We start from the raw sequence: 14,285 nt of genomic DNA on the forward strand, positions 1-14,285 counted from the left end.
TCGCCACGGCGGGCGCGATACTGCCCGGCGCGACGGCCGACGCGGCGACCGGCGCCCGGCCCGCCGCGCATCCGGGGCACAGCGCCGCAGGCCGCACTGTCACCGCCCAGCAGATGATCGGCCTGCTCACCCACGTGCTGCCCTCGACGGGCCGGACCAGCGACGGCACCGGCCGGGGCCTCCTCGACAAGGGCCTGCCGAGCCCGTACGGCGACGGCCTGTTCGAGCCGACCGCCTGGGTCGAGTACAACGACGGGCACGGCCCCTCGGGCATCTGGGTGGACGTCACCCGCTGGAACCGGCCCGACCGGCACCAGGCGCCGTTCACCTGCACGACCACGGAGCCGACGGGCCGCGACCGGCACTGCACCGTCGTCCGCCTCGCGGGCGGCGCCGTGGTCAACCTGACCCGGCAGGACTTCCCGAACCCGCAGGGCGGCTGGGAGCGGATCTGGACCGCCACCTACGCCCGCCCTGACGGCGGCCGGGTCGTGCTGCAGGAGTCCAACTCCGTCCACGACAAGTCTCCGGCGACCCGGGTCAACCCGCCGCTGACGCTGGCCCAGCTGCAGGCCGCCGCCACCAGCCCCGTGTGGGCGCACGTCATCGACGCCATCCCGGCCTCCGGCGCGCAGCCCAGCAACCTCGACACCCCGTTCGGCCCGGACGGGATCGGCGCGATCTTCTACCGGCTGCTCCCGGCCGGGTTCACCATCTCGGGGGCCGCGGGCAGCATGTTCCCCGCGCCGGGCAACACGGTGGTGCTCGCCGACGCGCACGGACGGGGCAGCGTCTACAGCACGGTCGAGAGCTCCGGCTCGGCCGCCCTGCTGGCGGGCCGGTTCCACGCGGCCTACCCGCACGCGACGGCCCTGCCGGGCGGGGGCTGGCTCGGCGTCAAGGAGGTCCCGGGTCGGGCCAAGGGCGCCGAGCAGTCCTGGGTGGCCGTGTTCCGGGGGCACTCCGTGGTCACCGTCGTCGCGCTGAACAGCGTCGGCCCCTCCGGCGTCCGGACCCGGCCCACCCCGGTGCTCTCCGTAGCCCAGCTGACCGCCATCGCCGAGAGCCCCAGCTGGGCCTCCGCCTGACGGACGCACCGACCGGCCGGGCGACCGGCCGGGCGAATGAACGAATGAACGAATGACGACGAGCACCGCGGCGGCGGTGCTCGTCGTCGGACGGTTCAGTGCCCGGGCGCCAGCACGGGGCTGTTGTGGTAGGCGGCGATCAGCCACCGGCCGTCCCGCTTCTCCAGGACCCAGGTCGCGTTCACCTTCCGGGCGTCCGGGACCTCGGTCTCGCCGGCGAACAGGATGCCGGACTCGCTGACGACGATCGCGGCGTCGCCGCCCACGAAGCGCAGGCTCAGCCGCCTGTTGTAGGTGGAGCTGTCCTTCAGCGGCCCCGCGAAGGCCAGGGCCATGTTCTCGCGGATCACCTCGCGGCTGTCGCGCAGCGAGCCGGCCATGATGGCGGTCGCGTCCTCGGTGTAGTCGGCGACCATGGCCTCGGCGTCCCCGGCCTCCCACGCCTTGTAGGAGTCGACCAGGACGGCCGAGATCGCGGCCTCGTCCCCCGCACGGTTGTCTGACATCGCACTCTCCCTTGTGAGCGGTTCGTCCGGGGCAGTCCGGCGAACTCGTCAGTACATACCGGCGGCGGGGCCGGGACTCATCGCGGCTGGGGCGACTTTCTCAGGGCTTTCCCGGGAGCCTTTCTCACAGCGCGCGCAGACGTTCGAGGACCCGCTCCAGCAGGGAGACCGGAACGCTCTCGGACGGGTGGGCGGCGAACGCGGGTGAGCTGCGGGCGCGGCGGGGGAGGTCGCTCGGCGGGAGCAGGGTGGGCAGGTGCTGCAGGATGCGCCGCAGCTCCATATGGGCCAGGGCGGGGTTGGCGTGCTCGCGCAGCAGGGTCACCTGCGCGAACAGGTGACGCCCGTCCGGCAGGCCCGCGACCTGTTGAAGGATCGAGAAGGTGGCTCCGGTGATCATGATCTCGTCCGGCGTCTCCCCCTCCCCCACGCTGCGCCGGGCGTAGGCGAGAGCGGAGCTGGCCGAGGCGAGGGCGAAGCCCGTCGGCATGGCGGGGCTCTGCCCGAACAGGGGCGCGGCGTCGGACAGGTCGCCCAGGACCGCCCCGACCGCACCGGGTATGCCGAGGGCGCACTCCAGGGCGTCGCCCATCGAGGCGAGGGCGGTCACCGTCGCTTTGGGCCGCCACAGCACTACCGAGGTTCCCACGAGCCTGCGGCCGTCGCTCAGAGGGCGAGCTCGTCCTCGATCTGGCGCAACCGCAGCCGGGCCAGCGCCAGGTTGGCGCGGTGGCGGTCCAGGGCGAGGTAGAGGAAGTGGCCCTCGCTGCCCTTCTGGGTGAGCGGGCGGATCAGGTGGTACTGCCCGGACAGGGTGATCAGGATGTCCTCGATGGCCTCGTGGTGCAGGTTGAGCATCTCCATGGTCCGCAGCTTCGCCCGCACCACCTCGGTGTTGCCCGCGGCCGCGACGTTGAGGTCCAGCTCGGCGCTGCTGCCCAGCGTGCCGAGGGCCATGCCGCTGTTGTAGTCGACGAGAGCCACGCCGATGGCGCCCTCGATGGCCAAGGCGTTCTTCAGGGCGATGTCCAGGCTAGCCATACGTGCGACCCATTTCTGTCAGATCATGGACAAGTGACGGTGCATCAAGGTGATCACCTGATCGGCAGTATACTTGCCATCGGCATATGCCAGGAAGAACTTGCCAAAAGACGAGCCACGTGCTTCGGTTCGTACTCCACATCATGTTTGAAGCGCCGTCAGTCCGGTCGGCGGCGCCCGCCCCATGCCAGTGTGCCGCCAACCAGCCCCGCGCGCAGGGTAGTCAGGCGAATGCCTGCGCCAGCAGCCCGGCGACCAACGGCTCGTCGGCGGCAGCGGCGGAGTCGTGCTTGGTGGACAGCACCGCCATCACGATCGGCGCGCGCCCGGGCGGCCTGTCGTCGTGCGCGTCGTCATGCGTGTGGTCCCGGGAAGGCGCGCTCCAGCGCCTCCCAGCTCATGTCCTCCTGCTGCTCGCGCTGTTGCGCGCGCAGGCCGCCGCGCAGCCCGAACAGGCGCTTGTTGTGCAGCAGGTAGACCACGACGGCGATGTTGACCACCAGGGCGACGATCTTGAAGACCGTCACCCGACTGGTCAGCTCCCACACCTCGGGGACCAGCAGGATCGTGGTGGCGACGAACGTCAGGTACTCCGCCCACCGGCGGGCCAGCCACAGGCCGACCGCCTCTACCCCCTCCAGCAGCGCGTACGCCGCCAGGGCCGCGCCGAGGAGCCACAGCTTCGAGGACGAGGCCTGGAAGGCCTTCTCCAGTTCGCCCGCGATCCCCGTGCCCGGCCGCGCGCCCACCCCGCCGACGCCGTTCTGCAGCGCGTCCACCACGCGGTAGAACGGCGTGGACAGGCGTTTCCGGTCCGCCGTGAACAGCAGCACGACCACCGCGGCCGCGCCGAGCAGCAGAAAGTGCAGCAACCGGTCGAGCGCGATCAGCCGCAGCACGTACCGGTCGCGCAGTGCCCGTCCGCGTTCGGGGATGACGATCTCCGATCCCGGCTCGGCGGCGTCCTCGTGCTCCGGCGGGACCCTGGACGGGATCCACGCGTCACAGCGCAGGCAGCGCTGCCAGCGCAGCCCGTCCTCCGTCCGGCGTACCAGCAGCGGGCCGGTTCGCTCGTCGACGTCGGCCGGGGCGGCGTGGACGTGCCCGCTCGAGGCGCAGGTGAGCAGCTCGAAGTTGAAACGGTGCCGCGCCATGATCCACGCCCCTTCGTCCGCGCCCGGGTCCAGGGCCTCTACCCGGTCCGTCGCCGTCTCGCGCCCTGGGCGCGAGGAAATCGCCCGGTCGCCACCGGCTGCGGCCGAGACCGGTGGCGACCGGAGCGGGGTCAGGCGACGGTCACCGTGGTGGTGCCGGGCGTCGCGACGCCCGGACAGCGCACCACGACCTGGTAGGCGCCGGGCCTCTTGGCGATCTTCGGGAAGCCCTGGAGGGTGGGCCGGTCCGCGGACGGCACCAGGCCGGCCGAGCCGCCGACGAACGCGGCGGAGGCGGCCGTGCCGCGGGTGTCCTTGCCGCAGCCGGAGACGACGACGTCCGCCGTGTCCCCGGGCCGCAGGCTGCCCGGCACCGGGCCGCGGTTGGTGAACCTCTCCACCGAGACGTGGATCGGGCTGCGCGGCGGGGCCGGCACCGCGGCGAGCGCGGTGACGTGCAGCGCCCCGTCGTCGATCGGGCCGGGTGCGAAGCGGAGCGTCACGTGGGTCCGCTGGTTGGGCGGGGTGACCTCCAGGTAGGAGGGGGTCACCGACTTCACGCCGTACGGCGCGTTCCAGGCCACGTCGGCCCACGCGGACTGCCCCGGCTTCAGAACGACGGTGTGCCGGCCCGGGTCGTGGACGAAATAGGTGGAGCCCCAGACGACCTTGATCGGCAGCGCGCCGTGCCGGGCGCCCAGCAGGCCCAGGCCCGGGTAGCCGTAGACGGTGCAGGTCTGGTGGGAGGCGTTGGTGAAGACCAGGTCCTCACCGAAGTTGCCGACGCCCGCCTGGTTCTCGTCGGGGTGCAGGGCGACCTTGAGGGCGGCTGTGGAACAGCCGGCGAGCGGGCGCGCGCCCTGCGCGAGGGCGCTGCCCGAGCCGACGCCCACCAGCAGCGTGGCGCAGGCCGTGGCCGTCGCGGCGACTGCCGCCGCCTGCCTCATCCGTGTCTTCATGCGGTCCTCTCCGGGGTAAGTGGATCACTCGGATCAGCGGGAGAGACGACGCCGCCTGCGCCCGGGTTGTAAAGGAAAAGAAAAATCCGAGACGGCCCGCAGCGGCTAGGCTCGGCGGGCACCCGCGGCCGACGCGGTGTGACCCAAAGGGGGGACGCTCGGGTGGAGTTGACGCCGGAACTGATGGTGGACGGCTGGTCGCCCTCGCAGGTGGCGGTGGCGCCGGACGGGCGCTGGGTGGTCTACGTCGTTCAACCGGTCACCTCGGGCGGCCCCGGCCGCAGCGCCCTGTGGCTGGCCCCCGTCGACGGCGGGCAGCAGCCGAGGCAGCTGACCGACGGGAAGGAGCCGGCGCGGACCCCGCGGTGGACCGCCGACTCGTCGGCGGTGCTGTTCCTGGCCGGCGACCGGCTCGAACGGATCGGTGTGGACGGCGGCGACCGGACGGAGCTCCTCCACTGGGACGGGGAGATCGTGGACCACCACGGCCTGCCCGACGGAACGCTCGTCCTGGTCGGGGCGCAGCAGGGCGAGGACGGGGAGAACGACGTCATCCTCTGGTGCGACGCCCGACCGGGCGACGCGCTGTGGACGCTCGCGCCCGGTGACGGCGCACCGCAGCGTCTGGAGGCGCTCGGCGACCGTCACGTCGTCGCCGTCGAGCCCCGCCCCGACGGCGAGGCCCTCGCCGTCGTCAGCTGGGAGGTGCCGGACGAGGAGCCGGGAGCGCGGACCGCGCGACTGCACGTCGTCGACGTCCGCACCCGCACGGCGACGGATCTCGGACCCGCCGCGTACGAGGCCGGGTCACCCGCGTGGTGGCAGGACGCCGACGCCGCCTGGCACGTGTCCTACCTCGCCGTCACCCCTCCCGGCCTGGTCGGCGGCCTCGCGGTGCTCGACGCCCCGGTGCCGGCGGCCGGCGGGGCTCCCGTCGCGCACCGCAACCTCACCGAGGGGATGGACGCCTGCCCGACGGAGCTGCTCCAGACCGCCGCCGGGCCGCCGCTCGCGCTCTTCGCCGAGGGCCTCGACAGCGCCCTGTACCGCCTCGACCCCGCCTCCGGCCGGTTCGAGCGGCTCACCGCCTTCGCGGGCAGCGCGGACGGGCTGGCCGTCGAGCGGAGCGGCGACGTCGTCGCACTGCGCCTGAGCACCTCCTACGCTCCCTACGACGTGTACGCGTGCCGCCTCGGCGAACCGCCGAGGCGGCTCAGCGACACCCGGCCGCACTACCGCGCGGTGGCGTGGGGCGCGCAGGAGCGCCTGCGCTGGCGCGCGGCCGACGGCCTGGACCTCGACGGCCTGCTCGTCCTGCCTCCGGGCCGGACGCGGGCCGACGGCCCGTTCCCGCTGCACGTCATGGTCCACGGCGGCCCCTACGAGCGGTACGTCGACATGCTCCAGTTCAACTTCTACCTGTCGCCCCAGTGGCTCGCCGCCAACGGCCACGCGGTCCTGCTGCCGAACCCGCGCGGCAGCCAGGGACACGGCCACGCCTTCGCCGCCAGGGTGGCCGGCGCGATCGGCGGGGCGGAGTTCACGGACACCATGGCCGCCGTCGACCTGCTGGTCGCCGAGGGCGTCGCCGACCCCGAGGGCCTGTCCGTCAGCGGCTGGAGCCACGGCGGCTTCATGGCCGCCTGGGCCGTCACCCGCACCGACCGCTTCCGTGCCGCGATCGTCGGCGCCGGCATCGCGGACTGGGGGCTGCAGATCGCCCACGGCGAGCTCGGCGCCCAGGAGGCGGCCCTGTGCGGCTCCACCGGCTGGGAGGGCCCGGGCCCGCACCCCCATGACGCGGTCAGCCCGATCTCCTACGCCTCCAGGATCACCACGCCCGTGCTGATCGTGCACGGGGAGCAGGACACCAACGTCCCGCTCTCGCAGGCCCGGTACCTCCAGCGGGCGCTGAGCCACCACGGCGTCCCGCACGAGGTCGCCGTGTACCCGGGCGGGGGCCACTACATCGCCCGGCGGGACCACCAGCTCGACATCCTGCGCCGTACCGCGGACTTCCTCGCCCGCCACGTCCACCGCTCCCCAGGTGGCTCGCCCGACCACTCCCCCGGCGGCGGTGACGCGCCGCGGAGTTGAGGAGGCTTCACCCGCCGGGGGCCGGCTGGTCGGGCGGGTCGAGCAGGTGGGGGCCGTTGTTGCGGACGTTGTTGACGGCCAGGGAGACCTGCCGGGCGCCGAGGTGTCCGGCGGCGGGCTCGGTGAGCAGCGCTCGGAGCTCGTCCGGGTCCTGGTGGGCGGGGTCGAGCCAGGCCTCGAAGTCGGCGGGTGCGATGGCCAGCGGCATGCGCGGGTGCACCCGTCCGGCGGCGTCAGTGGCCTCGGTGGTGATGATGGTGCAGGTCGCCCACCAGGCCAGCGGGTCGTCCTCGTCCCGGGCCTTGTCCCGCCACCACTCGTACAGCCCGGCCATCGCCATCGGGGTGCCGTCCTCTGGGGTGATGAACCAGGGCTGCTTGTAGGCCTTGCGGTCCTCGGTCGCGGGCACCGCCGTCCACTCGTAGAAACCGTCGGCGGGCAGGAGGCAGCGGCGCTTGGCGAAGGCCCGGCGGTAGGCGGGCTTCTCGTGCACGGTCTCCAGCCGGGCGTTGATCATCCGGGACCCGACCGACAGGTCCTTGGCCCAGGACGGGACCAGCCCCCAGCGCAGCGGCCGCAGCTCCCGCCCCAGCTCCCCGGTCTCCCGGTCGGCCCGCTCCAGCACCGCCCACACGTCGTCGGTCGGCGCGACGTTCCACGAGGGCGCCAGCGTCTCGGTCGGGTTCCACCGGTCGACCTGGAACACCTCGACCAGGTCCTCGGGCTTACGGGACGACGCGTAACGACCGCACATGCCGCCAGCTTGCCACGCCCACGGGCAGGCACGCCCGCGGCGGGCTGAGCTGTTCCACGCCGAACCGGCCCCGGATTCCTCCTGTTGAGCCGGAATTCCCCCCTGGCGGAGCAGCATCTGTGGCTGCCCGGTCGCAGCGGACCACAGGGTCGACCCTGTGGCTCCTCCGCGGGGACGTCCCGCAGCCAACAGCAGAAGAGGAACGAAAGTGCGTACTTCACGGATAGGTCTGTGTGTTCTCGCGTCCGGGGCGTTCGCCCTGGGGGCGCTCGCCCCCGCCGCGCACGCGCAGTCCAACGTCTCGGTCACCGTCATGAAGGAGACCAACAACGGGCCGGTCGCCGGCCCGCTCATGCCCGGTGACCAGGCGGACGTCGTCCTGTCCAACTGCGCGTCCGGCGTCACCAGCGGAACCGCGACCTCCAGCGCGTTCACCGCGACCGCCACGCTGCAGGCCTCCGCGGACCGGCCGACCCTCCAGGGCTTCCCGACGATCGCCAACGTCGCGGCCGGGACCTACACGGTGACCGCCTCCTGCGGCAGCTTCTCGGCGACCACGACGTTCGTCGTCGCGACCGGCACCACGCCCACGACCCCCGCGACTCCCGTGGGCCCGGTCCGGACCGGCGTGGGCTCGACCTCCCAGGGCATCGACAGCACCGAGACCGGCGCCGGCGCCGCTCTGGTGGCCCTGGCCGGCGGCGGCGCCTTCGCCCTGCGCCGCAAGCTGCGCTCCGGCCGCTGAGCCGTCCGGTATGCCCGCGGCGTAGCCGCCCCCCTGGTGCGGCTACGCCGCGGAACCGTGACAGAGCCCACACGTCGTCGGCGTCGAGCCGGGCCGGGCAGGGCCGGGCCGGGCCGAGCCGAACTGGGCGGGGCGTCCTCCCGTCAGTGGGTCTTGTCGGAGTCCGGGATGCCCTCCTTGGTGGCCTTGGCGTAGGCCTGCTCGACGGTCAGACCCTGGTAGGCGGCGGCCGAGGCCGGGAGGCCGCCGAGGGGGAAGGAGCTGGCCTGGGCGCACTGCACCGCGTCGCCCGCGTTCTCGGCGTGAGCGCCCACGGTAGCCTGCCCGATGTTCGCCGAGGGCTTCGGGCCCGGCGCGGAGGAACCGGCCTTCAGGTCGGGGCCGACCACCACGTGCACGGTGGTGAGGCCCGGTTCCGTGGTGAGGGACGAGGAGGGCAGGCCCAGGGCCGCGGCGACCTGCTTGGCCTCGGCCTTGTACTTCGGATCGGCCGTGGAGTACTCCACCTTGCTCGCACCCACCGACATCGGGTTCTGCTCGACGACGGAGTTCGTGTACCCCTTGCCGACCAGCTCGCTCTGCACCGCCGCCGCGCGGCCGGTGATCCCGGTGCCGTTGAACACGTGGACCTCGACCGTGGACGGGTCCACCGTCTGCGCGCCGGAGGCGGAGGCTGAGGCGCCGGCCGACGGCTTGGACGACTGGCCGCCCGGCGTCAGCGACTGGTCGTTGGCGATCGCGTTGAAGAGCTGCTGTGCGTTCGAGGCCGGCACCAGCCAGGCGTTGGGGTTGTGGGGGTCCGGCGCGGAGGGCATGGTGACGAAGGTGATATGGCTGCTCGGGACGCCCCCCAGCGTGTCGGCCAGGCTGACCAGATGGGTCGCCCCGGCGAGACCGTCGTCGACGGCGAACGCCTTGGAGGCCGCCTCGGCGAGGTTGAACACGTTCGTGGGGTCGGCGAGGGTGCTGGCGCTCTTCATCTTGTGGATGAGCGCGCTCAGGAAGATGTGCTGGGCCGCGGTGCGGTCGACGTCGCTGGAACCGCCGAACGCGTGGCGCGAGCGCAGGAACGCCAGGGCGCCGTCGCCCTCCAGGGTGTGCGTGCCGGCGGACAGCTTGAGGTGCGAGCCCGGGTCGTAGACGTTGTGGGTGACGCAGACCTGGACGCCGCCGACGGCGTCGGACATGCTCACCACGCCCGAGAAGTCCACCATCATGAAGTGGTCGATGTGCACGCCGGTGAGGGCGTTGACCGCGGCGACCGTGCAACCGGGGCCGTAGTTCAGACTGTTGGTGATCTGGCTGTGCGTGGGGAAGCTGTAGGTCTTCCCACTCGGCGCGGTGCAGGACGGCATCTGCACGTCGGTGTCGCGCGGGATGCTCATCACCGTGGCGTTCTGGTGGTCCGCGGAGACGTGCACCAGCATCTCGACGTCGGCGTGCGGCAGCGAGTCGTCCGACCCGCCGAGGCCGCTGTCCGCGGCGCTGTTGCGGGTGTCGGAGCCGATGACCAGGACGTTCAACGCCCCCGGGATCACCGCACCCTTCTGCGGCTGGGACCCGCTGTCCAGGGCGCTGTGCTTGATGTTGCTGTTCAGCTGGTAGATCCAGGCGCATCCCGCCGCCGCGACCAGGATCACGAAGGCACTGGCGCCCATGGCTATTCGTTTCGCCCGCCGCCGTGGCTTCTGCTTGCGCCTGCGGCTCGGGCCCTCCCCGGGAAACGGGCCAGGGCCGTCACCGGGAAACGGGACGGGTGCAGGGCCGCGAGCGGGGACGGCCGGGCTCGGGCTCCAGGTGTCTTCGGGGGAGGTCATAGAAGGGGAACTCCTTGGAGGGATGGTCCGTCAGGCCACGGCTGGACAACGGGGCGGCGGGCCTGAGCGCCCCCACGGTCAGTCACGACAGCACGGCGCTGCCGGTTGCGTCGGTCAGTCGAGAATCCTCGGCGCGTGCCACTGGGGCACCGCCTGAAGCGCACCTGCCTGCACGAGCACACCCGGAACGTCGCGCGCCGTGCCATGGGCTTCTTGGAGCTGGGACCAGTCCGTCATGCGGTGATCTAACCAGATGAGCAGCGCCGCCCAGAACGGCCCCAAGGTGTGAAACGCCTTGCACCTGGTGGCGAAACGTTCCGTAAGCGCAGCGCCACTCCGGGCAGGGACGTTGCGGACACCCTTCCGGGTGGTTGTCTGCCCAACACGCCCGCCGCGCCGAGCGGTCCGACGGCGCGGCTGACAGATTTCCAGCCATGACGACCCCCAAGAATCTCACGTACACCCGCGACCACGAGTGGGTGCTGCTGGACGGCAAGTCCGCCACCGTGGGCATCACCGACTTCGCCCAGAAGCAGCTCGGCGACATCGTCTTCGTCGAACTGCCCGAGGTCGGCCAGCAGATCGACCGCGGCAAGGCGTTCGGCACCGTGGAGTCGGTGAAGGCCGTGACCGAGGTGTACGCACCGGTCAGCGGCAAGATCACCGCCGTGAACCAGGATCTCAACGACATGCCCGAGGACATCAACGGCGACGCGTACGAGGCCTGGCTGATCAAGATCGAGGTCAGCAATGCCAAGGAACTCGACGAGCTCATGACGGCCGAGAAGTACGACGCCTACTGCGGCGACGAGTAGACCGGGTGCCTCCCGCCGCGCCGGGGTGCCGGTCCGCGTGCCGGGAACCCGCCCGGGGCCGGCCGGGCCGATGTGATCATCAGCCGTAGAGGGCGGCGAGCGCGCGGGCGGCGGCGGTGAGGCGGGCGCGGAGGGCGGGCGGGCTCAGGACCTCCACCTGGGGGCCCAGCTTCAGGAGTTCGCCCTCCGCGTGGGTCAAGCTCTCGATCGGGATGGAGGCGCGGCGCCACCCGGTCGGCGGGTCGTCCTCGCCCGCGTCGACGGCGTCGATGACGGCCTGGGTCGCGGTCTCACGCAGCCGCTCGACACCTGCGGGCGAGACGCGGATCTCGGCCCGGCCCTGCCAGAGGCGTTCCTGGAGCCGGACGGTGTGCGCCTGCCAGTACGCGGCCAGGTCGAAGTCGGCGGGGACGGTGAACTCCTCGTCGAGCGCCCGGAGTTCCTGGATCTGGCTGATCCGGTAGACGCGGGGTTCGGGGCCGCCCGCGGTCGCCACCGCGTACCAGCGGCCGGCCTTGAGCACGATCCCGTGGGGTTCGAGGCGCCGTTCCACGATCTCCGGCGCGTACCAGCGCCGGTAGCGCACGTGGACCGCGCGCCGCTGCCACACCGCCGCCGCGACGGCGGGCAGGTGCGGCACGTGGTCGGCCTCGCGGTACCAGCCGGGCGCGTCGAGGTGGAAGCGCTCACGGACGCGCCTGGCCTGCCGCCGCAGCTCATGCGGCAGGGCCGCCTCCAACTTGAGCTCGGCCGCCGTCAGGACCGAGCCGAGGCCCAGCTCGGCCGCCGGCCCGGGCAGCCCGGCGAGGAACAGGGCCTCCGCCTCGTGGGCGGTGAGCCCCGTCAGACGGGTGCGGTAGCCGTCGACGAGGGCGTAGCCGCCGTCGTGGCCCGGCTCCCCGTAGACCGGGACCCCCGAGGCGGCCAGCGACTCCACGTCCCGGTAGATCGTGCGGACCGAGACCTCGAGCTCGGCGGCGAGGTCGGCGGCGGTCATCCGGCCGCGGTTCTGGAGCAGAAGCAGCAGGGAGACGAGTCGGCTGGCGCGCATGTCGAAAACCTATCCGACTCTCCTGACAGACGATGTCAGTGAACGCTCGTCGTCAGTGCGAGGGGGCGGGTCTCGCGTCGATCTCCGCCGTGGTCTGGGCGGCGACGAGCTCGCGGTAGAGGCCGCAGCGGGCCATCAGGGTCGGATGGTCGGCGGCGTCGACCACCTCGCGCGTCTTATCTCACCGGACGGCACGTCCACCCTGCGCCACCGGGCCGGCGCCGCGAGATCTGGCGGAAACCCCTCACCTCGGCGGACGACGAAACGCCTGGTTACCGGGGCGTACGCACCCAGGTCCGGGCGAGTTCGGCGACCCAGGCGGCCGCCTTGTCGGGCGCGGAGGGCGGCGCGGCGACGACGACGAGTTCGGTGACTCCGGCCGCGGCGAGTTCCGGAAGGTGCTCAGGAGCGCCGTCGGTCAGGGCCACGGCGACCGTGAGCTCGTCGAGAGCGCGGCCGATGCGGGCGCACTCGTCCGCAAGGACGGCGACGCGTCCGGGAACCTCGGCCAGAGCGACGTTGAAGCCGTACCAGCCGTCGGCGAGCGTGGCCGCGCGGCGCAGCGCGGTGTCGCTGTTGCCACCGGCCAGCACCGGGAGCCTGCCGCCGCGCAGCGGCTTCGGGTTCACCCGGATCGCCTCGAAGCGGGTGAACTCCCCCGCGAAGGAGGCCGGGTCCTCGGACCAGAGGGTGCGCATCGCCGCGAGGTACTCGTCGGTCCGACGCCCGCGTCCAGCGAAGGGGACGCCGAGCGCGGCGAACTCCTCGGCCGACCACCCCGCCCCGACACCGAGACTGAACCGGCCCGCCGACAGCACGTCGAGCGTGGCCGCCTGCTTGGCCACGACGACCGGATGGTGCTCCGGCAGCAGCAGCACCCCGGTGGCGAGCTCGATCCGGCTGGTGACGGCCGCGGCGAAGCCCAGGGCGAGCAGCGGGTCGAGCCAGTCCGCGTCGGCGGGCACGGCGATCCGGCCGTCCGCGGAGTAGGGGTACCGCGAGGCCGGCGCGTCCACGAGCACGACGTGCTCCCCGCACCAGAGCCTGGCGAAGCCCTGCGCCTCCGCGGCCGTGGCCACGGCCCGGATCACCTCCGGCCGGGCTCCGTCACCGATGCCGAGCGCGTGCAGACCTACCCGCATCCGCCACCTCCCGGCCTCACCCTAGGCCGGGCACGCACCCCGCCCCGGGTGACGCGACGCCCCCGCGCGAGCAACTCGCGAAAGCCGCCTGAACGGGCGAACAGCCGAGAGCGCGTCAGGACTTCTCCACCTCATCCACCTTCTCCCCGGTCCCCTGCGTGCGCTCGGACTGATCGGTCTCATCGGCCAGCAGCGGCGAACGGGCCAGCACGACGACCGCGGCTCCCACGACCGCTGCGGCCGCGACGGCCGCGACGATGAAGAGCCCGCCGCGCACCGTCTCCTTGAAGACGAGCGTTCCCCAGAGGATCGAGATCACCGGATCGCCGAGGGAGAGCCCCGGCTGCGCGGCGAGCAGGCTCCCCGCCTGCACCGCCGACTGCATCAGGAAGAGCGACCCGGTGCCCACCGCGACCATGGCGTAGAGCTGCCAGCTCGTGAAGACCGTGCCGATGCTCCGGGAGGCGTCGGCGGTCGCGCCCGCCATGAGGGCCGCGGTCAGTCCGAATCCGCAGCTGGTCGTGGCACCCAGCACGGCCGCCTTCCGCGCCCCCTCCGGCAGCAGCCGCGCCCACGAGACCCCGGCGGCGACCAGCAGCAGGTTGGCTCCCACGGCCGCCGCCCAGATCGCACCGGGGACACCCGCGTCGGAGCCCTTGGACGGCGACAGCGCGAGCAGCAGCCCGGCCAGTCCACCGGCCATCGCCGCAGCGGTCCACCACTCACGCGCCCGCAGTCGGCCGCCGAGCAGGACCGAGGACAGCACCAGCGCGACCGGAAGGTCCAGGACCATCAACGACTCGACGACCGAGATCCGCCCGTTGCTCAGCGCCGTCGCCTGAAGCAGGAACCCGGCGGTGAGGGCGGCGATGCCGCCGAACCACACCGGGCGGTGCAGCAGGCTCCAGATCAGCCGCCAGCTGAGACTCTCGCTCTCCGGACGCTCCCGGGCTTCCTTGCGCTGCAGCACCGAGGCCAGGCCGTTGGCCATGGCGGCCACGACGGCCAGCAGCGCACTCAGCATCGCTGATCATGCCCTCCTGCCTTCGGATGCCCCCGGATGCCCGCGTCTACCGCCGTCGACCGCCGTCGGTGACCGGACCGGGCCCGGCACCC

The 14,285-nt window shown here is 72.8% G+C and carries 13 protein-coding genes and 1 pseudogene; 4 read left to right on the plus strand and 10 right to left on the minus strand.

The window, feature by feature from the left end; all coding sequences use genetic code 11:
* Nucleotides 1-1,088, plus strand: a pseudogene (locus TR48_RS43975) (hypothetical protein); the annotation flags it as partial.
* 95 nt (nucleotides 1,089-1,183) lie between these two features.
* On the opposite strand, the gene TR48_RS36250 reads toward TR48_RS43975, so the two are convergent.
* The 5 genes from TR48_RS36250 to TR48_RS39530 all read right to left on the minus strand — a co-directional run bounded on the left by TR48_RS36250 (nucleotide 1,184) and on the right by TR48_RS39530 (nucleotide 4,748).
* Nucleotides 1,184-1,594, minus strand: coding sequence for an SgcJ/EcaC family oxidoreductase (locus TR48_RS36250; protein ID WP_042374855.1), 411 nt, complete (start codon nucleotides 1,592-1,594; stop codon nucleotides 1,184-1,186).
* Nucleotides 1,595-1,718: 124 nt separating this feature from the next.
* A complete protein-coding gene (locus TR48_RS36255; protein WP_152628377.1) occupies nucleotides 1,719-2,243 on the minus strand; it encodes a hypothetical protein in 525 nt (174 codons plus the stop codon).
* Between the two features lie 17 nt (nucleotides 2,244-2,260).
* A complete protein-coding gene (locus TR48_RS36260) occupies nucleotides 2,261-2,635 on the minus strand; it encodes a hypothetical protein (protein WP_042374857.1) in 375 nt (124 codons plus the stop codon).
* A 353-nt stretch (nucleotides 2,636-2,988) separates the two neighbouring features.
* Entirely contained in the window at nucleotides 2,989-3,789 is an 801-nt protein-coding gene (locus TR48_RS36265; protein ID WP_042374858.1) for a DUF2127 domain-containing protein, read from the minus strand.
* 131 nt (nucleotides 3,790-3,920) lie between these two features.
* Nucleotides 3,921-4,748 carry a DUF4232 domain-containing protein gene (locus TR48_RS39530; RefSeq protein ID WP_084730053.1) on the minus strand — a complete coding sequence of 276 codons (828 nt, stop codon included), beginning with the start codon at nucleotides 4,746-4,748 and terminating at the stop codon, nucleotides 3,921-3,923.
* 162 nt (nucleotides 4,749-4,910) lie between these two features.
* Here TR48_RS39530 and TR48_RS36275 point away from each other — a divergent pair, with 162 nt between their 5' ends.
* Nucleotides 4,911-6,845, plus strand: coding sequence for a S9 family peptidase (locus TR48_RS36275; protein WP_236652489.1), 1,935 nt, complete (start codon nucleotides 4,911-4,913; stop codon nucleotides 6,843-6,845).
* A gap of 7 nt (nucleotides 6,846-6,852) precedes the next feature.
* On the opposite strand, the gene TR48_RS36280 is transcribed toward TR48_RS36275, so the two are convergent.
* Complete coding sequence (locus TR48_RS36280) at nucleotides 6,853-7,599, minus strand: SOS response-associated peptidase (protein WP_042374859.1); 747 nt, start codon at nucleotides 7,597-7,599, stop codon at nucleotides 6,853-6,855.
* A 208-nt stretch (nucleotides 7,600-7,807) separates the two neighbouring features.
* Between TR48_RS36280 and TR48_RS39535 the strand changes: the two genes are divergently transcribed.
* On the plus strand, nucleotides 7,808-8,344 hold the full coding sequence (locus TR48_RS39535; RefSeq protein ID WP_052443337.1) for a GVDTG sorting domain-containing protein: 537 nt from the start codon (nucleotides 7,808-7,810) through the stop codon (nucleotides 8,342-8,344).
* A 143-nt stretch (nucleotides 8,345-8,487) separates the two neighbouring features.
* On the opposite strand, the gene TR48_RS36290 is transcribed toward TR48_RS39535, so the two are convergent.
* Nucleotides 8,488-10,002: an LCP family protein gene (locus tag TR48_RS36290; RefSeq protein ID WP_042374860.1), complete on the minus strand. Its 1,515-nt coding sequence runs from the start codon at nucleotides 10,000-10,002 to the stop codon at nucleotides 8,488-8,490.
* A 593-nt stretch (nucleotides 10,003-10,595) separates the two neighbouring features.
* Between TR48_RS36290 and gcvH the strand changes: the two genes are divergently transcribed.
* Nucleotides 10,596-10,976 (plus strand): glycine cleavage system protein GcvH, encoded by a 381-nt coding sequence (gene gcvH / locus TR48_RS36295; protein ID WP_042374862.1) that lies wholly within the window; start codon nucleotides 10,596-10,598, stop codon nucleotides 10,974-10,976.
* A 79-nt stretch (nucleotides 10,977-11,055) separates the two neighbouring features.
* Here gcvH and TR48_RS36300 read toward each other — a convergent pair whose 3' ends face one another.
* The 3 genes from TR48_RS36300 to TR48_RS36310 form a co-directional block, all read right to left on the minus strand.
* Nucleotides 11,056-12,027, minus strand: a complete 972-nt coding sequence (locus TR48_RS36300) for a helix-turn-helix transcriptional regulator (RefSeq protein ID WP_042374863.1) — start codon at nucleotides 12,025-12,027, stop codon at nucleotides 11,056-11,058.
* A 272-nt stretch (nucleotides 12,028-12,299) separates the two neighbouring features.
* Nucleotides 12,300-13,169, minus strand: a complete 870-nt coding sequence (locus tag TR48_RS36305; protein ID WP_042374865.1) for an LLM class F420-dependent oxidoreductase — start codon at nucleotides 13,167-13,169, stop codon at nucleotides 12,300-12,302.
* Nucleotides 13,170-13,284: 115 nt separating this feature from the next.
* A complete protein-coding gene (locus TR48_RS36310; protein ID WP_042374867.1) occupies nucleotides 13,285-14,193 on the minus strand; it encodes a DMT family transporter in 909 nt (302 codons plus the stop codon).
* Between the last annotated feature and the right edge of the window lie 92 nt (nucleotides 14,194-14,285).

The organism is Streptacidiphilus neutrinimicus (assembly GCF_000787815.1).
Classification (GTDB): Bacteria; Actinomycetota; Actinomycetes; order Streptomycetales; family Streptomycetaceae; genus Streptacidiphilus; species Streptacidiphilus neutrinimicus.